Below are 23,475 nucleotides of genomic sequence, written 5' to 3'. Positions count from 1 at the left end.
AATGAACTTTAGTAAGCGAATGCTTGATATCTTTCTGTGTATAGTGGCTGGTTTGTTATTAATGGGACCTGTCTTTATCGTGGCAAGTGTTGTGCTTGTGACTTCTAAAGGCCCCGTCATTTTTTGGTCTGACCGTGTTGGACGAAATAATAAAATTTTTTCAATGGCTAAATTTAGGACTATGAGGTTTGGTGCTCCTACTGTCGCTACAAATGACCTTCAGAACCCGAAGTCACACCTAACCTCTGTTGGAGCCTTTTTGCGTAAAACTAGTTTAGATGAGCTACCCCAGCTTTGGCATATAATTAGAGGTGAGATGAGTTTCGTTGGCCCAAGGCCAGCACTCTTTAATCAAAAGGAACTTATTGAATTACGTAGTGCTAAGGGAGTTCAAATACTCACTCCAGGGCTTACTGGATGGGCTCAAGTAAATGGTAGAGATCAACTTTCCATTGCAGAAAAAGTTGCTTTTGATTCAGCATATTTGGAATCTAAAAGCATCCTTTTTGACATAAAAATTCTGTGGTTAACGTTACTTAGAGTCGTTGGGTCCAGTGGTATATCTCATTAGTAATTTTCATTTAGTAGTAAAGATCGTATAAGCCGATTTATAGTTTAGGATTGAGGTAAAAATACGTCAGTTAGTCACAGAGCACTAATGCTGGGCTAGTTCAATAATTGAGCCAAGCGCCAATTTAAACATATGTTATAAATTTTAAAGATCATAAGCTGGCATTTAAATGTATATATTTTTCAAATATCTCTTGTCAATCTCTCGCTCTACAAAGCGCAGCATTCTCATTACTGTTGACTTTATATTACTCATAGGGGCACTCTGGTTATCGTTTTCACTGCGCTTAGAGAATTGGTATTGGCCTCTAGGAGGCTTTAATAACCCAATAGTCTTTTTGGTGTTGATAGCACCCGTGTTTGCTGTACCTATCTTTGCTCAGTTTGGACTTTATAGGGCTATCATTCGATATTTGGGTATGAGGGCAACATGGTCTATCGTGAAGGCGGTTACGCTTTATGCGGTATTGTGGGGGGTAGTTGTTTTTTTAAGTGGTATACAGGGGGTGCCTAGGTCTGTTGTGCTCATTAATGCCATGGTTGCCGTACTGGCTATTGGTGGTTCCCGTATGGGTGCGCGTTGGTTATTACGTAAGACTGAAGATTCACTTAAAGTGGAAAGCGACGGAATATATATTCGTGCTTCTGACCAATCTAGGGTGGTGGTCTATGGTGCAGGGGCTGCAGGTCGGCAATTAGCAGTTGGCTTAGGGCAAAGCCGTGAATGTATCTTGCTAGCTTTTGTTGATGATAATATTGAACTGCAGGGTAGGGATTTAATGGGTGTACCTATTTTATCGCGAGAAAACCTGCGGACTTTTGTGGCTGACCAGCGCATTGATGACATACTCCTTGCCATTCCTTCCATTACTCGTAAACAGCGTAGTGTAATTATAGAAGGCCTGCGGCCATTGAATGCACGTATTCGTACTTTACCAGGATTGATTGAAATGGCCCGTGGGAAAGTTGACTACAGAGATCTGCATGATCTGGATATCAATGACTTGTTATCACGTGAACCTGCAGAACCAGACGAAGCAATGTTACAAGAGCAAGTGTCAAAAGCAACCGTCATGGTTACTGGAGCAGGGGGCAGCATTGGTAGTGAGCTTTGTAGGCAAATATTGCGGCGTAAACCAAAGGTTTTATTGTTGTTTGAGTCAAGTGAGTTCGCACTTTACACTCTGCATAACGAGTTGCTCGATTCTATACATTACTTTACTCGTCAAGAACATAGTAGTGCTGAGATTGAAATATTGCCAGATATCATACCTTTATTGGGCTCAGTTTCGGATGAAAACCGTGTAAGTGATGTTATCCAAACTTGGAAACCGAGTATTATTTATCATGCGGCGGCGGTAAAACATGTACCCATTGTTGAACAAAATATAGCCGAATGTATAAAAACGAACGTGCTAGGTACATTAGTGATGGCTAAGGTGGCGGCAGAGCAACAGGTAAAACGCTTTATACTCATTAGCACTGATAAGGCGGTGAATCCCACCAACGCCATGGGCGCTAGTAAGCGCTGTTGTGAAATGGTTTTACAAGCTTTGGCTGAGGAACAACACCCTTCATTTGAACCCATGTGGGATGGAACGCCTTCTTCACAAATCGTCCTCACAACACAATTTGCTATAGTTCGTTTTGGCAATGTATTGGGTTCTTCAGGCTCTGTGGTGCCTCACTTTAGGAAACAGATTGCCCAAGGGGGACCAATTACCCTAACGCATAAAGATATTACTCGTTATTTTATGACTATTCCCGAAGCTGCTCAGTTAGTCATGCAAACGGGTACGATGGTGGGTGACCTGAGCCAAGGCATTGGCGGTTATAGAAATCAACACGCCCATAATGGTGCAGATGTCTATGTCCTAGATATGGGTGACCCAGTTAAAATATATGATCTTGCATGCAGAATGATTGAACATTCTGGTTTCCAAATTAAAGACTATAATTCACTGGGAGGTGACATTGCTATTGAACTGGTGGGGTTGCGTCCGGGTGAAAAGCTATATGAGGAACTGCTTATTGGTCATAACACACAGAAAACTGAACATCCGCGAGTTATGAGAGCTCGTGAAAAACATTTACCGTGGGATGAGTTAAAACCTATGCTAAAAACGTTGCAGGTTGCAGCGTTAAATGGCGATGTAATGATGATACGGGCTATTTTTAAGAACCTGGTGCCTGAATATATACCTGATGAGAAAATTGCAGATTGGGTGTACAAAGAACAGCTTAAGCAGTTGTAGATTCGCTCGGAAAAAAATCTATAAATCCTTTATAATTCAGTTTCAACCATTTTAAATTTTTGGATTGACATGAAGATTGCTCTTATCACTGGTATCACTGGCCAGGATGGTGCCTATCTTGCAGAATTTCTTTTGCAAAAAGGCTACATCGTCCATGGCGTTAAGCGCCGTGCGTCCCTTTTTAATACAGCTCGTATTGATCGCTTAATTGAGGCCTCTGCAAGTGGAAATTGTGAATTTTACTTTCACCATGGAGATATGACTGACTCTTCGAGCCTATTCAATATCATTCAAAAAACGCAGCCCGATGAAATCTATAATCTAGCAGCGCAATCACACGTAGCTGTTTCTTTCGAAGAGCCTGAATACACTGCTAATGCTGATGGCACTGGTGTATTGCGAGTTTTAGAAGCTATTCGTAGCTTGGGATTGCAGAATAAAACACGCTTTTACCAAGCGTCTACTTCTGAGCTTTATGGAAAGGTTCAGGAAGTCCCTCAAACTGAAAAAACTCCATTTTATCCACGCAGTCCTTATGCAGTTGCTAAATTGTATGCTTATTGGATCACCATCAATTACCGCGAAGCTTATGGCATCTATGCTTGTAACGGAATTCTATTTAACCATGAATCGCCGTTACGGGGTGAAACCTTTGTTACTCGTAAAATAACTCGTGCGCTTGCGCGTATTAGCTTAGGAACACAGGACTGTTTGTATCTAGGCAACATGGATGCTAAACGTGATTGGGGTCATGCTAAAGACTATGTCCGTATGCAATGGCTCATGCTGCAACAAGAAGAGGCCGATGACTTTGTTATCGCTACAGGCGAACAATACAGCGTACGTGAATTTGTTGAAATTGCCTGTACTAAATTGGGTATGATAATCATGTGGCGTGGTGAAGGGGTGGAAGAAAAAGGCTATGATGCTAATGGTAATTGTGTTGTTGCAGTGGATGCAAAGTACTTCCGTCCTACAGAGGTAGAGACCTTGCTAGGTGATGCAACTAAGGCGAAGACCTTATTGGGATGGGAACCTGAAATTAGTTTTGATCAGCTAGTTTCTGAAATGGTCGATTATGATCTAGCTGAGGCAAAGGTAGAGCAGCAAACGGGTGTTTTACCTCGGCAGGTGAGTGAGCTTATATGAGTTTTGGATTTGAAATATCTGAATCTAAAAGTGTTGCAGGTGTTTATGCCATCACGCCGTCTGTAGCAACAGATGATCGTGGTGATATTTGGACATCATTTTTGAAGCGTGATGTCGAAGCCTTACTTCCTAAAGGTCTATTCTTTAAGCACGATAAGTTCTCTCAGTCTAAGTATAATGTGCTCAGGGGCATTCATGGTGATTCTAAATCATGGAAGCTGGTAACCTGCGTTTATGGTGAAATTACGCAGGTAGTAGTTGATTTACGTAAGGATTCAAACACTTATTTAAAGTGGCAAAGCTATCAAATTAACAAAGCAGAACAAAAAATGGTATTGATTCCACCAGGCTGTGGCAATGCTTATTATGTAGGTAGTGAGCACGCCGTGTATCATTACAAATTAGCATATCAAGGGGCTTATATAGATGTAGGAGAGCAGTTTTCTGTGCGTTGGGACGATCCTAGTATTGGCATAAGATGGCCGGTGTCTGAGCCACTTTTGTCTAAACGGGACTTGGAAGCACCTTTTATTAAGCTGGGTTGTTATTTGCGTTGAAATGAGACCAATTAACCTGGAAATCAGAACAAATTGTAGAGATTGTTATGGCTAAAGAATATAAAGATGGAGAACAATTGTTGGCGCGCCACATTTCAGCTTATGAAGCTTGGAAAGATGGCCTTAACTTTTTTTCTGAGGATGAAGAGTATGTGCAGGTTGGCAGCTGGGGTTATGATAAGGGTACAGCCCTTAAACCCCATGTGCACAATTATGTGCCACGTGAAGTAACTGTAACTCAAGAGGTATTGTACGTGCGTCGTGGTGCTATAAAAGCGCGCATATTTGGTTTGCAGGATCAGCCTGTTGCTGAGTTTAATGCCAGTGAGGGTGATGTTGTTATTTTACTGTGTGGTGGCCATGGTTATGACATTATTGAAGACGGTACTCAGGTGTTGGAAATGAAGAACGGTCCATATTTAGGTGCTGAAGTTGATCGGCGTCGGATTTAAGTTTTTGGGTTCACGTATATTGTGTTTAATTCTATTAAAAGCATCACTCACAATCACATTTGAAAGCTCCCTCGTAATTTTAAGTAAGGTAGATAGTTAGTCATGGCCAAAGAATATATTATGCAAATGCGCCCGTGGTTTGGTGCAGAACAAAAACACACTTAAGAAGATCTGTTGGAAAAATGCCCCCACTGCTAATTTCAATAAAAACGATATGGATTATTTTATTGATAGAACCTTGCCATGGCGAGAGACATTAAATTTGCTCAGTAACCATTCTTGTGGCATTGTATTTAAATTTTAAAATAGTTGCTCTTATGGCGGCGCCAAAAACGATCAAACCAAAGAGTCATCGAGCACTCAATACTGCTATAATGATTTTTAACAATCCTCTTATAGAATAGAGAGTGTGCAAACATATGATTCATTACCAATAGAACCACTGGTGGTAAGTTGCTTGGGGCAGGTGGGGGAGGATTTTTTCTCTTTTATGTAACCCCATTTCGCCAACATGAGCTCATAGCACACTTAAAAGGCGTGGGACTTAAGATACGGCCCTTCCGCTTAGAACCTGATGGCCTCCGTGCTTTGTATGTGTGAGAATGTAAAAATAACAAGGAAAGTGAAAGCAATTGAAAATTAATATTGGTAACTACGAAATTGGCTCTGGGCGTGCTTATGTTATTGCGGAAATAGGTAATAATCACAACGGTAGTTTTGAACGCGCAACCGAAATGGTCGATCTTGCAATTGAAATGGATGCAGATTGCGTAAAATTTCAAATGAGACATTTGGATGAAGTGTATCGTCAGCGCACATTGCGCAAGGATGGCGAAGATTTAGGCACAGAATACGTTCTTGATCTGCTACGTCGTTTTGAGCTTACAAAAGACGAACATCGCAAGCTTTCAGAATATTGTGCGCAGAAGGGTGTTCAATACCTATGCACCCCATGGGATGCTCTCAGCGTGGATGTACTGGAAAGCTTTGGGGTGCCCGCATACAAGGTGGCATCAGCCGATCTAACTAATCTGCCGCTGCTCGACAAATTAGCTAAGACGAAAAAGCCTCTGATTCTTTCCACCGGCATGAGTGCAACAGAAGAAGTTCAGTCTACAGTCACTTTTCTGAATCAACGTGGCGTGCAGTTTGTGCTTTTGCATTGTAATAGCACGTATCCAGCGCCACTGCACGACATTAACCTCAAGTGGATTCACCAACTCCGAAAAATTCATCCGTTGGTCGGTTATTCTGGACACGAACGCGGTATCAATGTGTCTCTTGCAGCAGTGGCTATGGATGCCTGCGTTATTGAGCGTCACTTTACTCTGGATCGAAACATGGAAGGCCCTGATCATGCAGCCAGCCTGACAAATGTCGAATTTAAACGTATGATCCAGGGTACACGTGAAATTGAAGAGGCACTAGGTGAAGGAAAAGAACGGCTAATTTCTCAAGGTGAAATGATCAATCGTGAGAACCTTGGCAAAAGCTTGGTTGCGTCTAAAATTCTTTTAAAAGGTGTTGTTCTTGGCCCGGAGCACATAAAAGTATGCAGTCCTGGGCAAGGTTTGTCACCGCAGCGTTATGAGGAATTGTTAGGCCGTATACTGCAGCATGATATGGGTGAGGAAGATTTTTTCTACCCCTCAGACCTGAGAGATAATCGCATCGAACCGCGCCCTTATCATTTCTCCCGGCCTTGGGGTGTGCCTGTCCGTTATCATGACTTTACAGATTATGCCGCGCGTATTCAGCCCGATTTATGGGAATTTCACCTTTCATATTCAGACATGGACCTAGACCCAGCAGAATTTCTCGATGGTCCCTATACTGCAGATTTCGTCGTGCATGCACCAGAGTTGTTTACGGGTAGCCGCTTGATGGATCTCGCGACGCCTGACGATGAATATCGAAATGAATCGATTCGCGAAACCCAGCGTGTGATCGATATCACACGCAATCTGAAACGTTTTTTCCCTAATACAAAACGGCCCCAAATCGTCGCCAACATTGGTGGCTTCACCATGGATGCCCCGCTGCCAGAATCGGCGATTCAGGGATATTATGAGCGTTTTGCTCAGAGTTTGAAAGAGTTGGACATGGAAGGTGTGGAGTTAATCCCACAGACCATGGCGCCGTTTCCGTGGCATTTTGGCGGGCAGAGATACCAGAATATCTTTGTCAAAATTGATGAAATTGTGGAATGGTGCAGCAAGCTAAATTTGCGTATGTGTTTTGATGTCTCTCATACTCGACTGGCCTGCAATCATTTGGGCTATGATTTTTATGACTTCTGCACCAAGATTGCTCCCTTCACTGCGCATCTTCATTTGGGCGATGCCAGGGGTCTTAATGGTGAAGGACTTCAAGTCGGTGAAGGCGAAATTGATTTCGTTCGTCTCGGTGGTATTTTGCAAAAGGGCTGTTCAACAGCAACTTTTATCCCCGAAATTTGGCAAGGACACAAAAATGGTGGAGAAGGGTTCTGGGTGGCTATGGAGCGTCTTGAGGGTGCACTATGAATAGCCTGATGGCCGACCAGATTCTTAATCAGATTGAAGTGTCGGTTAAGGTAAAGCAAGCTTTAAAGAAAGATTCGCAGATCATCGCCCAGACGGAAGCCTTGATAAACTTATGTTTGCTTTCTCTGCAAGCGGGCGGCAAAATCATCTTTGCAGGTAATGGGGGCAGTTTTGCCGATGCTCAGCATCTATCTGCTGAATTTACTTCGAGATTCTTATTTGACCGGGCGCCTTTGTCATCCCTTGCGTTGGGTACGAATAACTCTACTATAAGTGCAATTGGCAATGATTACGGCTACGACCAGGTATTTGCAAGGGAGCTTGAGTCGATTGCGAAAGCAGTTGATGTGTTCATACCAATCACAACAAGCGGTAACAGTGAAAATATTTTGGCCGCCGCGAATGTAGCTAAACGAATAGGTGTTACCACAGTCGGCCTGACGGGCAAAACAGGTGGTAAGCTGCTATCACTGTGTGAATGCATTTGCATCCCATCAGTTGATACTGCGAGCATACAGGAGTGCCATATCATGCTGGGGCATATTCTTTGTGGTTTGGTAGAATCCGGCTATTTCCAAAAGGAAGGTATTTAATGAGTGAGGTCATCGCGCTTATCCCTGCGCGTGCCGGGTCAAAAGGTGTGCTGAACAAAAACATAAAGATGCTCGGTGGACATGCTTTAATTGAATGGTCTATCGCAGCGTGTAAAAAATCAAAATCAATTGATCGAGTTATTGTTTCTACGGACTCAGTTGAGTACGGTAAACTATGCCAGAGCTACGGTGCAGAAGTACCATTTCATAGACCAGAAAGGATTTCTGGAGATTGTTCGACAGATTATGAATTCGTCATTCATGCCCTTGATTGGTTAGCCATAAATGGTGGTGAGCCAGATTTTATCGTTCATATTCGACCCACTACACCATTCCGCTCTCCTCATTTGATTGATGATGCAATTGTCTCGTTTCAAGCTTCGGCACAAGCAACTGCTTTGCGTTCCGTTCATGAAATGTCTGAGTCAGCATATAAGACATTTGAAGTCTCAGCAGATGGTCAATTGAAGCGTGTAGGTGACGTTAGCACTGCACTGGATGCTGCTAATAATGCTCGTCAACAATTTCCCAGTACATACTTTGCAAATGGTTACGTGGATGTATTATCCACAGTATTTATTCGCAAGCAGGGTTTATTGCATGGTAACAAGGTGATGCCTTATATTACGCCCTCAGTTGCTGAAGTGGATACAGAAGATGACTTTGCTTATCTCGAATTTCAACTTTCCCGCTCTCCATTACTGGCACAGCAAATATTTAATTAAGGAGATATATGACTGGATACGACTTCTCCCGTGACGCAATAACAGTGCCGCTGGTTAGCACAGCGCATCGCAGTATTCAAACACCGATTCCGGCACCTGGAACCAAAGTGATTCTTGAAAGGCTCGACCGTATCGAGTCACGGTCCATGCAAGGTCAATTACCTTTGGTTTGGGATAGGGCCTTAGACTTTAATGTTTTCGATGCCGCAAATAATAAGTGGATTGATTTTACCTCCACTATTTTTGTTGCCAATGTTGGCCACTCAAACCCTCGTGTGACTGCAGCAATAAAGGATGCACTGGATAAACCGTTATATAGTTGTTATGCCTACGGGAACGAAATTCGCGTGCGCTATCTCGAAAAATTGGTAGCATTTGCCGGTAAGCCATTTGAAAAAGCTTTTTTGTTATCTGCTGGCACAGAAGCGACTGATGCCGCCCTCAAATTGATGCGTATGCATGCTCAAAAGCAAGGCAAACGGCGCAGAGGCATCATATGTATCGAGGGCAATTGGCATGGCCGTACCCTAGGTGCTCAAATGTTGGGCAGCAATCTAGCACAACGTGATTGGATTGGTTATCAAGACAAGGATATTTACCACATTCCATTTCCTTATTCCTGGGTGTTGAAGGGGAAAAGCCCTGAATCATTTTTTGAAGAAAGCTTGGACAAACTTACGTCTGCTGGGATTGATATCGCCCAAGATATCGCGGGCTTTATGCTTGAAACTTTTCAGGGTTGGGGAGCAGTTTTTTATCCAAAAGAATATGTGCAGGCCATCGAGGCCGTCTGCCGTCGAAACGATATTCTTTTGGCGTTTGATGAAATGCAGTCAGGTTTCGGTCGAACCGGTAAAGTATTCGGCTTTCAACACTATGAAGTCACCCCAGACTTGATTTGTTGTGGCAAAGGGATGGGCGGTGGTGTGCCGCTTTCTGGCGTACTTGGTCGTGCGGAAGTTATGGATCTACCAGATGTTGGCAATATGAGCAGCACCCACTCTGCGAATCCATTCGTATGTGCAGCAGGGCTGGCGGTCATTGAAGAGCTAGAAGGAAGAGATCTTGTTGCTGAATCGGCTCGTAAAGGCGAGTTGATGTTTGATGGCCTTGCAGGGTTACAGGCCCGATTTCCAGACCGCATTTCAGGATTGCTGGGCAAGGGAATGATTGCAGCGGTATTGTTTCGCTCACCACAAACCGGTGAACCAGATGGTCTGTTTACCAGCAAAGTAGCAGAGCTGTGTATGCACAAGGGGCTGCTTGTCGTGCATACTGGGCGCGAATCGATTAAAATCGGGCCACCTTTGACTATAACGGATGCAGCCCTTTTAGAGGGTGTTGCTGTGTTGGGCGAAGCCATCGCTGAGGTGGCGTCTTCATGATCACTGCGATTCGCCACACTGGCCTAGTAGTTGCTGACTTAATGGGGGCATTACACTTCTGGTGCGATGTATTGGGTTTTAAGGTGGCGAAACAAATGGAGGAGTCAGGCCCACACCTCGATGCCATGATGGGGCTTAAAGATGTCCGCGTGACTACAGTCAAGCTCGCTGCGCCTGACAATAATCTGATTGAGCTTCTGCACTTTCAATCGCATCCAGATAAACCGAATTGGGCCGGCCAACCCTTTTCAACTGGATTTACACACATCGCGCTGACTGTTGACGACCTTGATGAGATGGTTAATAGATTAACTCAGGTTGGCGTTACCTTTCCTGCGAACCCGCAGTACTCTCCTGACGGGTATGCAAAAGTAATCTATGCGCGAGGCCCAGAGGGTATTTTACTCGAACTAGTTGAAATATTAGCAAAATGAAAAATAACTCAAATATTAGTAATCAAATTCATTCAAAAATTTGTCCTCTTTGTAGTTCTATAACAAATCAAATGTTGGCTAAAGAACTAAGGAGAGGCAATGGTGAGGTCTGCTATTGCGCTGCTTGCGATCATGGCTTTCTGGTGCAGAATGAACAGATTGACGCAAAGACATATTACGCTAAACATTATCGCAAGGAGTATTCGCATAATGCTGAAGCAGCCGCGACAAATGCACGCGAACTATTCGAGGTTTACCGAAATTATCAGGAAGCTCGGTTGAAGATTATTAATCCTGTTTTGACTAGTTCCACGCGATTGCTAGAGGTTGGGGCATCATCAGGTCAATTTCTAACTCATATTAAAGATCGGATCGATCTCGTCAATGCAATTGAGTTGGACAAGGCTTGCTGTGCGTTTCTTAACGATGAACTAAATATTCAAACAGATTCTGAATACCTAGAGAACTCAATGTTCGCCAATGAAAAGTATGAAGTTGTTTGTGCATTTCAAGTTATGGAGCACGTGGAGGCACCAGTTAGCTTTTTGAAAGGATTGCGTCGAGCAACCAAGCCTGGTGGATCGATATTTATAGAAGTGCCAAACCTCCGCGACCCTTTGCTTTCAGTTTGGGATGTGGTTTCATACCAGAAGTTCTTTTTCCATTCTGCACACCTTCACTATTTTACAGAAAATTCATTACGGCAAGTTGCACTAGAAGCTGGTTTTCAGCCTGATGAAATAGAAATCAACTTTACTCAGGACTACAATCTTCTGAACCATCTTCACTGGATCATGAACGATGGTCCCCAGTCGAATTGTCATATTGGATTGAATAAGGTATCTTTTATTGGGCGCAATTCAGAAGTAGCCACCTGGTTGACGCAGGAAATGATAGAATTAAATTCCAGATATGTTGCAAAATTGATTGCAGGAAAATGTACTTCTAATATGATGATGACATTAATTAAAAAATAAAACAATAAAACAGTAAAAAATGAAAAATAGAATTGGATATATGCAAGGACGGCTATCCCCCATGGTGAATGGCCTCATTCAGTCATTCCCTTGGCAACATTGGCAAAGCGAGTTTCCGCTTGCCGAGAAAATTGGATTGGGGATGATGGAATGGACATTGGATCAGGATAATCTCTATGAAAATCCATTGTTAACGGCTGATGGGCAGAATGAAATCCGTCAACTTTGTACTCGTCACTCAATCAATATCTGTTCACTGACCGGTGATTGCTTCATGCAGGCGCCTTTCTGGAAAGCAAAGCTTGATAAGCTTAAAGCCTTGGAAGAAGATTTCATTGCTATTGCTAATGCTTGCAGTGCTGTTGGCATTACCTTCATCGTGGTGCCATTAGTAGACAATGGGCGACTAGAAAACCCAGAGCAAGAGAACCAACTAGTCAAATTTTTGCAAGAACAAGCAGATTTCTTCGTGTCTAAAAAGTTGAAGGTTATTTTTGAGTGTGACTTTAACCCGATTGAACTTACTCGTTTTATTGACCGCCTTGATCCGAATATTTTTGGAATCAATTACGACATCGGCAATAGCGCAGCCATAGGTTTTTTACCTGAGGAAGAGTTGGCTGCCTATGGCCACCGTGTCCTGAATGTTCATGTTAAGGATAGAGTCTTTGATGGTAATACGGTACCGTTGGGTTTTGGCACCGCAGATTTTGAGGCTGTATTTAAAGAACTGAGTCGGATCAACTATCAGGGTAACTTCATTTTGCAAACGGCTCGTTCAGTGGATGATGATCACATGATTCCATTGGCTCGATATCGTGACATGACAGATGGGTGGATTAAACAGTTTGGGCTGACATCAGATGTTTGAAACAGTAAGAACCTTTTATAGCTCAACCTCCAACAGAGCATAATAAACCATGAATCTTGATCTTTCCGGTAAGGTAGCACTTGTTACTGGTTCCTCTCGCGGAATTGGGCGGGCTATTGCTGAAACCTTGCATGATGAGGGATGCCGGGTCGCGCTGAATGGACGGAATGCGAAGGACTTGGCCACAGTAACTGCCGCTCTTCCGGGAAGTTTAGTAGTGGTTGGTGATGTTACTCGTGCTGAGGTCGCACGTCGTGTCGTGGCGGAGGTGGTTAGCAAGTTCGGCAGCCTTGATATACTCGTATGCAATGTCGGCAGTGGGCGCTCAGTCCTGCCTGGTAATGAATCGCCTGAGGAATGGCAGCGGGTCTTTGCGCTCAACCTATGGAGCACTACTAACACTGTAGAAGCTGCTCGCGAATCACTGGTAGCGAGCAAAGGTTCAATTGTCTGTGTTTCATCTATCTGTGGGCTTGAAGTAGTGCCAAGTGCACCAGTCACCTATTCAGCAGCAAAGGCTGCATTGCACGCATATGTGAGAGGTATTGCGCGGCCATTGGGCAAAATGGGGGTGCGAATAAATGCTGTGGCACCGGGTAATATTTTATTTGAAAGCTCGGTTTGGTCGCGTAAGTTGAACGAAGATAAGGAATCTGTTCAAGCTATGTTGTTGCGTGATGTAGCGATGGGTAGCCTGGGGGCACCGCGCGATATTGCAAACTTGGTTGCATATTTCTCGTCACCTCGTGCCAGCTTTGCTACAGGTAGCGTATGGGCGCTTGATGGTGGGCAAATTCATTCTTGAATTAATAGGGGATGTGTGAAAAAAATTCGAGAAATTTGATCTGACAGGCAAAACTGCACTCATTATTGGTGCAGCGGGTTTGCTTGGTATTGAACACGCAGCAGCTTTGCTTGAAAGTGGTGCTGACCGATATAGGGGTCTCTGGGCTTGCATCTGCGCGTAAAGTGATAGAGCAGAATGCCGTGGCTAATCGCATCCTCTTATACAAAATGGATGTTTCGAAACTGGATGAAATTCAGAAAGTAGCGAACGATTTATCTAGGACTGGTTGTCGAGTGGATGTTTTAGTTAACAATGCGGCAATTGACCCCAAGGTAAATGGCGATCAAGGGGGTATTGGAAACATCACGTCTAGAAAACTTTCCAATAGACCAATGGGATTTGCAAATAGCAGTGGGGTTGACAGGAGCTTTTTTATGCAGAGAGATTTTTGGTGCAGCGATGGCGAAGGATGGAAAAGGTGGTGTGATACTTAACATTGCTTCTGATTTGTCTGTATTTTCACCGGATCAGCAGTTGTATCGTAAAGATGGCATTTCTGATGATATGCAACCAGTTAAACCGGTGACTTATTCTGTGATTAAGGCGGGGCTTATCGGCTTCACACGTTACTTGGCGACATATTGGGCAGATAGAAATATCCGTGCCAATGCTATATCTCCCGGAGGTGTCTATAACGGCCAAAGTGAGGAGTTCGTGCTGAGACTAACTTCGCTTATACCAAGTGGCCGTATGGCTAACCGTGATGAATATCGAGCAGCAGTGCAATTTCTGTGTTCTAATGCTTCTTCATATTTGAACGGGCAAAACATAGTAATGGATGGCGGTCGCTCAGTTTGGTGAATAAACATAACCTCAGTAATACCGGGTCAAAATTTATGCTTGGTTTAGTATTAATTGCAATGGGTGCATGGAACCGCTAGTGTTGCCGGGGTAATCCCCCCGAAAAATAACTGAGGCCAAAAGTAGAATTTTCTCGTAAACTTTACGAAGGAGATCTACATGAAGAAATCACGATATTCGGACAGCCAAATACTGGCTATCATCAAGCAAGCTGAAAGCGGTGTGCCTATCCCAGAGCTATGCCGTGAACATGGCATGAGCAATGCGTCATTTTATAAATGGCGAGCTAAATACGGTGGCATGGACGCATCGCTCATGGGTCGAATGAAAGAACTAGAAGACGAAAATCGCCGCCTCAAAAAAATGTATGCCGAAGAACGTTTGAAGTCTGAAATTATTCAGGAGGCGATGGCAAAAAAGTGGTAAAGCCATCTCAGCGCAAAGAGATGGCTCAGGCAGCAGTTAGTAATAAGGCGATAAGCGTACGCTTGGCCTGCCAAATCTTTGTCGTAAGCGAAACGTGCTATCGATATCAGCCGAAGCTCAGCGGTGAGAATGCGGTGATTGCAGACCTTCTCGTTCGGCTGACGCATAATCAGCGTAACTGGGGCTTTGGTTTATGTTATTTATACTTGCGTAACGTTAAGGGTTTTCAATGGAACCATAAGCGCGTGTACCGTATCTACCGTGAACTTGAGCTCAACTTACGTATAAAACCTAAAAAGCGATTAGTGAGGCAAAAGCCTGAGCCTCTGTCTGTTCCTGAGGCGATCAACGATTGCTGGTCGATGGATTTCATGCATGATCAACTATCGGACAGCAGAAGCTATCGTCTATTTAATGTCATCGATGACTTCAACAGAGAGGGGTTGGCCATTGAGGTGGATTTTTCACTACCTGCTAGCCGAGTTATAAGAGCACTAGGTCAGGTGATTGAATGGCGTGGAAAGCCTAATCGAATTCGTTGTGACAATGGACCCGAATACATCAGCAATCTGCTGGGTGACTGGGCCAAGAGCAACGGCATAGAATTGGCATTTATACAGCCAGGTAACCCTCAGCAAAATGCATACGTTGAGCGCTACAATCGGACTGTGAGGTATGATTGGTTAAACCATTACCTGTTTGAAAGTATTGATGAGGTTCAAAGGCATGCAACAAATTGGCTTTGGACCTACAATAACGAACGCCCTAATATGGCGTTAAACGGCATTACACCAATGATGAAGTTGGCAGCTGCCTAAATCTCTACTTTTAACTTCGGTTGTTAATGGGGGGATTACCCCGGTTTCTGGTCCCTGTATAAAGTGAGACAATTTGCAGGATTTTAAAGAGCTCATTCAGGTGTCATAGTGCGCTTATGATTAGCACAGTTAATAATTGGGAATTTGTGTTGTCAGCTTTGTATTTCCCCAACTGTTTTATTAGATATCAAAATTAATTTTTTACGGGTAGTTGACATGCAGTAGGTGCGGCTAGATTTGCTCATCACTTTTATGATAAATTTGATAGTCCCATGCTATGAGGCCCCGACAAGCCCGTGCATTTCCATTGTATGTCGCCTAAAAAATACAGTAAACAAAGCCCTAAATTGGAGCCGAGTTTACGATTTTCGTCGGATTATGTATCAAGGATTGATGTTGAGAAATATAGCCATTGTTGCACTTTCTATTTCTATAACACTCTTAGTTGTAGAGATTGGCCTGCGTTTCTTTTTTGTATCAACACCTGCCAAAGCTTACCCTTGTCCTGATGGTGGGCATCCAGCATATTTGTACAATCAATGTCCAACCAGCCAAGACCGGATGGGTACTGCGCAATTCTCTGGAGATTTACTTTATACGCCTATACCTGAAAGCAAAGGTTTGGGTTGGAGTACAGATGAGCATGGATTTCGCCGCAACCAACCTGTGGTAAAGGTCACATTGCCGGTCCTGGTTCCTTTCGAATCTCATCTAAGTAGCGTGGCTACATCTGATAATTTTCAAGAGCATATTGTTGGACGCTCAAGTGTTGATGGCAATATTCTAATTAGCTTTGATGCAAAAATAAAACAGGGGACTTACAACTGGGCCTGGAGAATAACGGTTAATGGTTTGATCAGAGATTCTGGTAACTATATGGACAATATTCAATCTTCTCCATCTCCACATGAATACCGAACAATTGTTACTAACGGGATTGAGGTCAAGCAAGGCGATACCATTGCATTAGAAATGGCACATGCTAATAATGATGGTCAGCCCGTACTCAAGGGAAATCAGGAATTTGATGTAGAGAATTTTTCGATAAATCTGCAATTTGATAATCCTGAGGCTGACAAACATAAAAACATTGCCAACCGACCTAATGATGGGCCAGCAAGCTCGATACCAATCCAAATAAGCGTAACAGGCGGGAGTACAGCTTGGGGCGTAGGTGTGAGGAATGAGCAAACCTTTCCGGCGCAACTACAAGCGCTACTCATACATGAGTGTCCAGGTATGGATGTGGTGGTTTTGAATGCTGCCTTTCCGGCTCAGACATCAGGACAAGAGCGTCGGCGATTTGAAACTGACGTCCTTCCTTTGAGGCCACAAATACATATGGCTTTTTCTGGCTTCAATGATATTTACAACTCCTATACCGGAATACTTCCTCATCAAAATCGAGACTATTTTGACATCGGTAAGCGATTTGGTGTAAAGGGCGTAGATGATTTCATACCAGTCACTCCTAAGCAGGGAGACTCCGCTTTGCGAATTGTGTATCTTGGTAAGCTAGCCTATTTTAATGTGACACATGATGCCAAAAAAATCAGCCAGGCCATCAAACGGCGCCCCGTCAGTGTAGATGAGACCGTGCTTTCAAGTTTGCGTACTACTAAGATATTTGCAGATTGGTCTAAAGAATATGGGTATGAATTCTATTATGCGCTGCAGCCATCGATTTACTCAACAAAGAAGATACTGACATCTGATGAAATAAAGATAAGGAAGTCATCTGCTGACTTTGGAAATTTTCACAACCAAGGTTATGGAAAGCTCAAAGCAGCACTTGCTAAAGCAGCAAAAAAATATGGTTTTAGCTATATAGATATGGACAATGCATTGCGTGATGAAAGCCAAGATGTGTTTATCGACAACGTTCATTTTGGCGATCGTGGATACATGATGCTTGCTTCACTAATGGTAACTCACCTTTTGCAGGTTAGCCCCACCATACAACATCACTGCAAGGAGATGAAATGAAACGGGCAACTGTTCTGTTATCAGGAGCTGGGACACTAGGCTCGCGACACCTGCAAGGCTTAGCAAGATGCGCAATCCCTTTGGATATACACGTCTATGACATTTATCCTGATGCTTTGCGAATATCACAAGCTCGTTGGGAGGAGGTCACAAATCTAAAAGCTGATCATCACGTATTTCTGCACAACACTTGTGAAGCCTTGCCAGTGAACGTTGATATAGCAGTGATTGCAACTACAGCCAATGTACGCCATGAGAACATTGCAGAAATTGTCAGCAAGTGTAGTGTAAAATATTGGATTCTTGAGAAGGTTCTGGCGTGTAGTGAGGAAAATTTAGATCAGATTTTAACTAGTATTAGTGAATTGAAAAATGCGTGGGTTAATACGCCTCGTCGCTCATTGCCATGGCATAGTGAAATTAAAGCATTACTTGGTAAGGGTTACGCCATGACGATGAAGGTAGATGGGGGGGCATGGGGGTTGGCCTGCAATGCCATACATTTTCTGGATATGTTTGCTTGGTGGACTGGTGAAACACTTGTAGAAATTGAAACTAACGGCCTTGACTCTAATTGGATTGAAGCTAAACGTGCAGGCAACATGGAGGTTATGGGAACCTTGCATGCAAGGTTCTCTGGGGGTAGTACAGTGCAGTTGACTGCCCAACCTGGGGATGTATACTACGAATTTGAATTAAATGATGGTTCGTTTATCTGGCATATTGACGAGGTTGGAGGTACTTGTTTCCGGTCTGATGGCCTTAGTATACCCGGTCGTATTCCTTATCAGAGTGAAGTAACAGGTGAGCTTATCGAGTCGTTGTTAAGTAAGGGTGTCTGCCATCTGCCCGGTCTTGAGACGTCAGCACAAATGCACAGGGTGTATTTGCATGCGTTGCTCAAACATTGGCAACATAATGTTAGTTCGTCAGCTAAAATAGTACCTATTACTTAAGTAAAGGAAAAATATGCCAGTTTGGTTGGTTGGTGCTGGTCCACACGCACAAGAATACGCAAAAGTTTTGAGCAGCCTTGGTGTTGATTTCGATGTTATAGGGCGGAGTTCGCATTCAGCGAAGACATTTGAGACTAATACAGGCAAAAAGGTGGTGACTGGCGGTCTGATTAATGCACTGCAATCTCACAAAGCGCCAGAGCAGGCAATTGTAGCAGTAAGCTTTGAGCAACTCGCCAGCACGGCGATTGCTCTCATTCAGGCTGGCACTCGGAGGATTCTTTTGGAAAAACCGGGTGGTATTAGCATCGATGAGTTGGAGCAGGTGTCCAAAGCTGCTAAAGGTCGCGCTCAAGTGATGATTGCTTACAGTCGCCGTTTTTATGCATCTGTAACCGGGGCTAGAAAATTAATAGAAGAGGATGGTGGCCCTGTTAGTTGTAATTTTGAATTTACTGAATGGGCACATACAATTGAACCAATGCCACTCCCGTCGGAAGTGAAAAACGCATGGGTTATTGCTAATTCTTCGCATGTCATGGATCTAGCTTTTCACCTATGCGGGTTTCCAAAGGAATGGAAAAGCTGGCACTCTGGGAAAATGACATGGCACGCTGCGTCAGCAAGGTTCGTCGGGGCTGGCGTAACAGATAGGGGTGTGATGTTCTCCTATCATGCAGACTGGGAGGCGCCAGGTCGCTGGGCGGTGGAAGTGCTCACGCGCAAGCGGCGATTTTTGTTTAAGCCTCTCGAACAATTACAAGTTACCTTATTGGCTTCCACTGCGGTCTCATTTGTGGCCATCGAAGACAGTTTGGACAAATCGTTCAAGCCAGGTTTGTACAAGGAGACGTGTGCATTTCTGAGCGATGACGATAGCTTGTTTTGCAATATTGACAATCAGCTTGATAACGCAAGAGTCTACAGTGAGATGGCTGGATATAGGCTAGGTGGTTACCCAGCAAGTTATAAATTCTGAAATCTATTTAAATTGGATCAAATTAAATGAAAAATATTACTGTCATCGATTCGAAAAAGCATCGTTTTTCATGGGGTTCACTCGTCGAGTTGTGGGAGTTCAGGGAAATGCTTTTGCTATGGATTTGGCGGGACATCAAGGTTCGCTACATGCAATCGACGCTTGGCATTGGCTGGGCATTGTTTCCCATGCTTTCGCAAGTGTTAATTTACACTCTCGTGTTTGGAAAACTTGTTCGTATCGATTCAGATGGAGCACCTTATGCATTGTTTGCGCTAGCAGGGGTAGTACCTTGGATTTTCTTTTCACAAGCACTAACTACAGTTTCTTCCTCAGTGTATGGGGCTGGACAATTTTTGCAAAAAGTATATTTCCCGCGGTTGATATTACCTATTGCAGCTTTGTTCGATAAATTTTTCGACTTTTTGATTTCCTTTACTTTGCTGTTAATCGTCCTGCTGGTTTCTGGTGTTACATTTAGCGTTAATGCTTTGGTTGTACCTTATTTGATTCTTCTCACCATGATAACGGCACTGGGCTTTGGAATGTTGGCTGCAGCCTTGGCCGTGCACTTTCGCGACGTTCTGCACATGATGGGTTACGTTACCATGGCCATGATGTATGGGTCTCCGGTCGTGTACCCTATGAGTCTCGTTCCAATCGAGTACAAATTTTGGTATTCACTCAATCCAATGGTCGGTATAATTGAAGGTTTTCGGGCAGCACTTTTGTCTACGCGCCCTATGCCATGGGACTTGATCGGGATCTCAACTCTAATTGCTTTAAGTGGCCTGATTTTAGGAGTACTCTATTTCAAATCAAGCGAATCAAAATTTACAGATGTAGGATAAGTTAATGGCTGATCAAGATGTTGTATTAAAAGCGACGGGTTTGTCCAAAAGATATCGAATTGGAAGCAAAGTCAATTCGGATTTGACAGTTCGTAAACAGATTGTTGATTTTTTGATGCGGCCCGTCCAGCGATTCAAAGATATTCGTAGCCTATCAAATTTCACTGAAGAAGAGGCCAATGAAAGCGTTTTTTGGGCATTAAACGATGTTAGTTTTGAAGTGCGACGCGGTGAAGTACTGGGTATTATGGGCGCGAATGGTGCGGGGAAAAGTACATTGTTAAAAGTCCTTTCTCGTATTGTCACACCAACATCAGGTGAGTTCTGGTATAAGGGAACTACATCAAGCCTTCTTGAGGTGGGAACCGGCTTCAATGGTGAATTAACAGGACGCGAAAATATTTATCTGAACGGAGCGATACTTGGAATGCGTCGCCATCAAATTGACAAGGTGTTTGACGAAATTGTTGATTTCTCTGGTGTGGAAAGGTTTATTGATACTGCTGTTAAGCGCTATTCAAGCGGAATGACAGTGCGGCTGGCTTTTTCAGTAGCGGCGCATCTGGATCCCGACATTCTCATACTTGACGAAGTCTTATCTGTTGGTGACGCACAATTTTCTCAAAAGTCTATGAAGAAGATGGAAAGCGTTGCCCAGGATGGTCGTACAGTCATTTTTGTTAGCCACAGTGCTTCAGCAGTTTCCAGATTATGTCACAGGGCAATATTTCTTGGTGCAGGTGCCATCACCGCCAGTGGTTCAGTGGAACAAATCACCGGGATCTATCTCGGAGATACCGTCCATACTCGAGCAGAAAAAGTCTGGGACGATGCCGTGGCCCCAAGTGCCGAAGGTTTGGTTAAACTGATATCCGTCAAAATTGTGAACAAACAAAAAGAAACATTGGATATCGTGGATATCAGGCAATCTTTAGGTATTGAAATTTGCTTTCAAGTGTTGCGGTCAGGGAAAATAATTCTTCCTGAGTTTCAAATTGTTAACGATGAGGAGAATGTACTATTCACTTCTATAGAGAATAGAACTGATTGGGATCAAAGTCCACGTGACCCTGGCCTTTATACGGCTATAGGCTGGTTGGATGGAAACTTTCTAACTGAAGGAAGGTTTTCAGTAAATATTTCTTTATCTTCACCGTCACCAAGAGCAGTTTTCTTGACGGAGAATGCCATTCTCTATTTCCAGGTGATTGATTCTCTGATTGGTGATAGCACACGCTGTGATTATGGTACGCAGGTTCCAGGGCTTATCAGTCCAAGACTGCATTGGAGCTGACATGAATTTAGTCGTTATATCGTCAATTTAGGCTTTGAATGAAATATAGTAATGCAACGTACCAAAAAACTAGTTTGTACCTGCTTCTCAGAGTTAGAAACCAGCTTTTAGGAACGAGTAGCTAATACTCTTTTGTCCTTTGAAAACGAAGCCCTCGATTCCAAGGTCATCGGCCTTTTTTACGTTGACATCACATGATGTCAGTATGGAACACAAACCCTGAGACATATTAGCCCGAGATTACACAGGAATTAGATTTGACCACCGACTTGTTCAAAACTTCAAAGACTAGTATACGTCAGACCAGTAAGAAAAAACTTCTGTTGATCAGCTTCTCTGACTCGGAAACATCGTTTCTGGTCCGAGTAGCGAAGAACCTTTTACTCTCGGGAGATTGGGTGTGCAGTTTTCTCATTCTCCACTCCCTAAAAGAAAGTGACCCTATTACTCATGACTTTGATGCAAACAGTATTAAACATCTCATTATTCGAGAGAATGAGTTTTACGATGAATACACGACAGAAAATATTCAAAGCATCGTCAAGTCCATTAAGCCTAGTAGTCATTTAAGGTTATCGGATAAAATGCATTTAAGGTTATCGGATAAAATGCATTTTGCTTGCAGAAAATTTAAATCTGGTAGCTTACGCCATCGCATGGTTGGACGACTGCTAGAGGTTTTGCTTTTTATCCCATGGGTCCCGTTGGTTTTTACACCTTGGTTCCTTAGAACTGGCTATAGATACTGCGTTAGATATTTTTGGCGTAGAGCGTATGAGAGAATTAAGCAGTGGGCAATGGTCCGGCATCCTTATTTATATAATCGGCTTAAACACTATTTAAGAACCATTCAGTTCGTCTGGAGTGAGATCCCCCTGATCTCTAAAGATCGCTTGAAAATCAAAAAAGCCTCCCATATCGATCGTCTAAAAAAATGTATCCGTGCAGCTGAGCACTTTCTTCAAGATACCACGCCAGATACCCTGATTCTAGCGAAGGACTCGGCTTACTACACGACGATTGTTTTTGTTGAGGCAGCCAAAAACCTGGGGATTCCGAGTGCGGTCATTCCCTACGACCGGGCTGACTCGGATACTCTGGCCAATGACAGGCTCGATCATCCCGACCATGTCATAAAATGCTATGCATCACGGGTGACTGCACAAATGTTTCCCAGCTGGGTTTACTCCTACAGTGGCCAATCGTTGCTGCTGTCAAGCCCTGGAGTTGTCTGCGCCATCGAAGAACTGAATTTGTCTCCACCCAATCCTTGGGGATACAACAATAGTCGTTGTGACAGAATTTTTCTCGAAACAGATGAGGACAGGCAGCATTTCATTATTGGTGGGTGGCCAGAATCGCAACTGGTTGTAATTGGCGCCCCCTACATGGACAAGATTGATGATTTAAAATTTCAGAGAAATGAGCTCAGACAAGAATTGTGCAACCGACATAATTTTGACATTAAAAAGCCTTTCGTTGTTGTATCAGTGCCACCGAATAAGTTGTCGCAACGTACTGTTGAGGTTGAGTTTAAAACTTACAGGGAAATAGTTGATAAATGGTCCTCAGCAATATCTCAATATTTGAACTGCAATCTGATTTTTTCATTGCACCCTTTGACTAACAAAAAAGAGATAGCATTCATAGAGAATAGAGGCGGATTGATACTGAATCATCCCATTGAGGAGCTTCTAGCTTTGGCAGATTTATATGTTGTAGACTGTTCAGCCACAACCCGTTGGGCTCGCTATGCTGGTGTAGATGTGATTGATTACGATGTCTACAAATACAATTTGTGGTTCAATTCGAAGATTGAGGGAGTTATTCATGTAGAAACCTATGAGGAATTCGAAACCGAGTTGTTTAAAGCAAATTTAAGGATTAACAATCTAAAGCTTTTTAAACCTAACCAATCTGATTCAAATTCCAAAATGCGGGGCAGATATTTTGAACGACTAAGTAAAGAGATGGATGATATGGTTTTAAATAAAAAGGTTAATAATGTCATTTAATAGCTACCG

General features: G+C 43.4%; 21 protein-coding genes and 1 pseudogene. All 22 read left to right on the top strand.

The genetic code is table 11. The annotated features are described in order from the left end of the window. The first annotated feature begins 1 nt into the window (after position 1). The 22 genes and pseudogenes from ABXT70_RS09935 to ABXT70_RS09830 all read left to right on the top strand — a co-directional run bounded on the left by ABXT70_RS09935 (position 2) and on the right by ABXT70_RS09830 (position 23,466). On the top strand, positions 2-571 hold the full coding sequence (locus ABXT70_RS09935) for a sugar transferase (protein WP_443640337.1): 570 nt from the start codon (positions 2-4) through the stop codon (positions 569-571). 169 nt (positions 572-740) lie between these two features. Continuing rightward, positions 741-2,825: a polysaccharide biosynthesis protein gene (locus ABXT70_RS09930; RefSeq protein WP_443640336.1), complete on the top strand. Its 2,085-nt coding sequence runs from the start codon at positions 741-743 to the stop codon at positions 2,823-2,825. Between the two features lie 69 nt (positions 2,826-2,894). Beyond that, on the top strand, positions 2,895-3,974 hold the full coding sequence (gene gmd / locus ABXT70_RS09925) for a GDP-mannose 4,6-dehydratase (protein WP_443640335.1): 1,080 nt from the start codon (positions 2,895-2,897) through the stop codon (positions 3,972-3,974). Next, entirely contained in the window at positions 3,971-4,531 is a 561-nt protein-coding gene (locus ABXT70_RS09920; protein ID WP_443640334.1) for a dTDP-4-dehydrorhamnose 3,5-epimerase family protein, read from the top strand. Before gmd ends, ABXT70_RS09920 begins: the two co-directional genes overlap by 4 nt. Positions 4,532-4,578: 47 nt before the next feature. Next, the gene (locus ABXT70_RS09915; protein WP_443640333.1) at positions 4,579-4,983 is read left to right on the top strand and encodes a hypothetical protein; all 405 of its coding nucleotides are present in this window, start codon (positions 4,579-4,581) and stop codon (positions 4,981-4,983) included. Between the two features lie 632 nt (positions 4,984-5,615). Further along, entirely contained in the window at positions 5,616-7,508 is a 1,893-nt protein-coding gene (locus ABXT70_RS09910) for an N-acetylneuraminate synthase family protein (RefSeq protein ID WP_443640332.1), read from the top strand. Next, a complete protein-coding gene (locus tag ABXT70_RS09905; RefSeq protein WP_443640331.1) occupies positions 7,505-8,101 on the top strand; it encodes a D-sedoheptulose-7-phosphate isomerase in 597 nt (198 codons plus the stop codon). Before ABXT70_RS09910 ends, ABXT70_RS09905 begins: the two co-directional genes overlap by 4 nt. Then, positions 8,101-8,826, top strand: a complete 726-nt coding sequence (locus tag ABXT70_RS09900) for an acylneuraminate cytidylyltransferase family protein (protein WP_443640330.1) — start codon at positions 8,101-8,103, stop codon at positions 8,824-8,826. Before ABXT70_RS09905 ends, ABXT70_RS09900 begins: the two co-directional genes overlap by 1 nt. Positions 8,827-8,834: 8 nt before the next feature. After that, the gene (locus ABXT70_RS09895; protein WP_443640329.1) at positions 8,835-10,211 is read left to right on the top strand and encodes an aspartate aminotransferase family protein; all 1,377 of its coding nucleotides are present in this window, start codon (positions 8,835-8,837) and stop codon (positions 10,209-10,211) included. After that, a complete protein-coding gene (locus ABXT70_RS09890) occupies positions 10,208-10,645 on the top strand; it encodes a VOC family protein (RefSeq protein WP_443640328.1) in 438 nt (145 codons plus the stop codon). Before ABXT70_RS09895 ends, ABXT70_RS09890 begins: the two co-directional genes overlap by 4 nt. Continuing rightward, a complete protein-coding gene (locus ABXT70_RS09885) occupies positions 10,642-11,622 on the top strand; it encodes a class I SAM-dependent methyltransferase (RefSeq protein WP_443640327.1) in 981 nt (326 codons plus the stop codon). Before ABXT70_RS09890 ends, ABXT70_RS09885 begins: the two co-directional genes overlap by 4 nt. A 19-nt stretch (positions 11,623-11,641) precedes the next feature. After that, complete coding sequence (locus tag ABXT70_RS09880) at positions 11,642-12,493, top strand: sugar phosphate isomerase/epimerase family protein (RefSeq protein WP_443640326.1); 852 nt, start codon at positions 11,642-11,644, stop codon at positions 12,491-12,493. A 49-nt stretch (positions 12,494-12,542) separates the two neighbouring features. Beyond that, positions 12,543-13,298 (top strand): SDR family NAD(P)-dependent oxidoreductase, encoded by a 756-nt coding sequence (locus ABXT70_RS09875; RefSeq protein ID WP_443640325.1) that lies wholly within the window; start codon positions 12,543-12,545, stop codon positions 13,296-13,298. A gap of 68 nt (positions 13,299-13,366) precedes the next feature. Then, positions 13,367-13,612 (top strand): annotated as a pseudogene (locus ABXT70_RS09870) (SDR family NAD(P)-dependent oxidoreductase); the annotation flags it as partial. 22 nt (positions 13,613-13,634) lie between these two features. Next, complete coding sequence (locus ABXT70_RS09865) at positions 13,635-14,141, top strand: SDR family oxidoreductase (RefSeq protein WP_443640324.1); 507 nt, start codon at positions 13,635-13,637, stop codon at positions 14,139-14,141. 159 nt (positions 14,142-14,300) lie between these two features. Then, positions 14,301-15,385 (top strand): IS3 family transposase gene (locus ABXT70_RS09860; protein WP_443640323.1). Its coding sequence is split into 2 segments (ribosomal slippage): positions 14,301-14,553 and positions 14,553-15,385, totalling 1,086 coding nucleotides; the frame shifts between segments, so codons are not numbered across the junction. Positions 15,386-15,763: 378 nt separating this feature from the next. Then, positions 15,764-17,371 carry an SGNH/GDSL hydrolase family protein gene (locus tag ABXT70_RS09855; protein WP_443640322.1) on the top strand — a complete coding sequence of 536 codons (1,608 nt, stop codon included), beginning with the start codon at positions 15,764-15,766 and terminating at the stop codon, positions 17,369-17,371. Next, positions 17,368-18,327: a hypothetical protein gene (locus ABXT70_RS09850; protein WP_443640321.1), complete on the top strand. Its 960-nt coding sequence runs from the start codon at positions 17,368-17,370 to the stop codon at positions 18,325-18,327. Before ABXT70_RS09855 ends, ABXT70_RS09850 begins: the two co-directional genes overlap by 4 nt. Positions 18,328-18,340: 13 nt before the next feature. Next, a complete protein-coding gene (locus ABXT70_RS09845; protein WP_443640320.1) occupies positions 18,341-19,306 on the top strand; it encodes a Gfo/Idh/MocA family oxidoreductase in 966 nt (321 codons plus the stop codon). Positions 19,307-19,332: 26 nt separating this feature from the next. Next, complete coding sequence (locus tag ABXT70_RS09840) at positions 19,333-20,157, top strand: ABC transporter permease (protein WP_443640319.1); 825 nt, start codon at positions 19,333-19,335, stop codon at positions 20,155-20,157. Positions 20,158-20,161: 4 nt separating this feature from the next. Beyond that, complete coding sequence (locus tag ABXT70_RS09835) at positions 20,162-21,451, top strand: ABC transporter ATP-binding protein (protein WP_443640318.1); 1,290 nt, start codon at positions 20,162-20,164, stop codon at positions 21,449-21,451. Positions 21,452-21,708: 257 nt separating this feature from the next. Beyond that, positions 21,709-23,466, top strand: a complete 1,758-nt coding sequence (locus tag ABXT70_RS09830; RefSeq protein WP_443640317.1) for a hypothetical protein — start codon at positions 21,709-21,711, stop codon at positions 23,464-23,466. The last annotated feature ends 9 nt before the right edge of the window (positions 23,467-23,475 follow it).

It is taken from the genome of Candidatus Njordibacter sp. Uisw_039 (assembly GCF_047730075.1).
Taxonomy (GTDB): domain Bacteria; phylum Pseudomonadota; class Gammaproteobacteria; order Pseudomonadales; family Balneatricaceae; genus Njordibacter.
This window is presented reverse-complemented; position numbering and strand designations above follow the sequence as displayed.

Coding starts and splice junctions, on each gene's coding strand:
- ABXT70_RS09930 (WP_443640336.1), top strand. CDS start 741: ATGTATATATTTTTCAAATATCTCTTGTCAATCTCTCGCTCTACAAAG.
- ABXT70_RS09875 (WP_443640325.1), top strand. CDS start 12,543: ATGAATCTTGATCTTTCCGGTAAGGTAGCACTTGTTACTGGTTCCTCT.
- ABXT70_RS09855 (WP_443640322.1), top strand. CDS start 15,764: ATGTATCAAGGATTGATGTTGAGAAATATAGCCATTGTTGCACTTTCT.
- ABXT70_RS09850 (WP_443640321.1), top strand. CDS start 17,368: ATGAAACGGGCAACTGTTCTGTTATCAGGAGCTGGGACACTAGGCTCG.
- ABXT70_RS09835 (WP_443640318.1), top strand. CDS start 20,162: ATGGCTGATCAAGATGTTGTATTAAAAGCGACGGGTTTGTCCAAAAGA.
- ABXT70_RS09845 (WP_443640320.1), top strand. CDS start 18,341: ATGCCAGTTTGGTTGGTTGGTGCTGGTCCACACGCACAAGAATACGCA.
- ABXT70_RS09920 (WP_443640334.1), top strand. CDS start 3,971: ATGAGTTTTGGATTTGAAATATCTGAATCTAAAAGTGTTGCAGGTGTT.
- ABXT70_RS09905 (WP_443640331.1), top strand. CDS start 7,505: ATGAATAGCCTGATGGCCGACCAGATTCTTAATCAGATTGAAGTGTCG.
- ABXT70_RS09840 (WP_443640319.1), top strand. CDS start 19,333: ATGAAAAATATTACTGTCATCGATTCGAAAAAGCATCGTTTTTCATGG.
- gmd (WP_443640335.1), top strand. CDS start 2,895: ATGAAGATTGCTCTTATCACTGGTATCACTGGCCAGGATGGTGCCTAT.
- ABXT70_RS09935 (WP_443640337.1), top strand. CDS start 2: ATGAACTTTAGTAAGCGAATGCTTGATATCTTTCTGTGTATAGTGGCT.
- ABXT70_RS09915 (WP_443640333.1), top strand. CDS start 4,579: ATGGCTAAAGAATATAAAGATGGAGAACAATTGTTGGCGCGCCACATT.
- ABXT70_RS09880 (WP_443640326.1), top strand. CDS start 11,642: ATGAAAAATAGAATTGGATATATGCAAGGACGGCTATCCCCCATGGTG.
- ABXT70_RS09900 (WP_443640330.1), top strand. CDS start 8,101: ATGAGTGAGGTCATCGCGCTTATCCCTGCGCGTGCCGGGTCAAAAGGT.
- ABXT70_RS09885 (WP_443640327.1), top strand. CDS start 10,642: ATGAAAAATAACTCAAATATTAGTAATCAAATTCATTCAAAAATTTGT.
- ABXT70_RS09895 (WP_443640329.1), top strand. CDS start 8,835: ATGACTGGATACGACTTCTCCCGTGACGCAATAACAGTGCCGCTGGTT.
- ABXT70_RS09890 (WP_443640328.1), top strand. CDS start 10,208: ATGATCACTGCGATTCGCCACACTGGCCTAGTAGTTGCTGACTTAATG.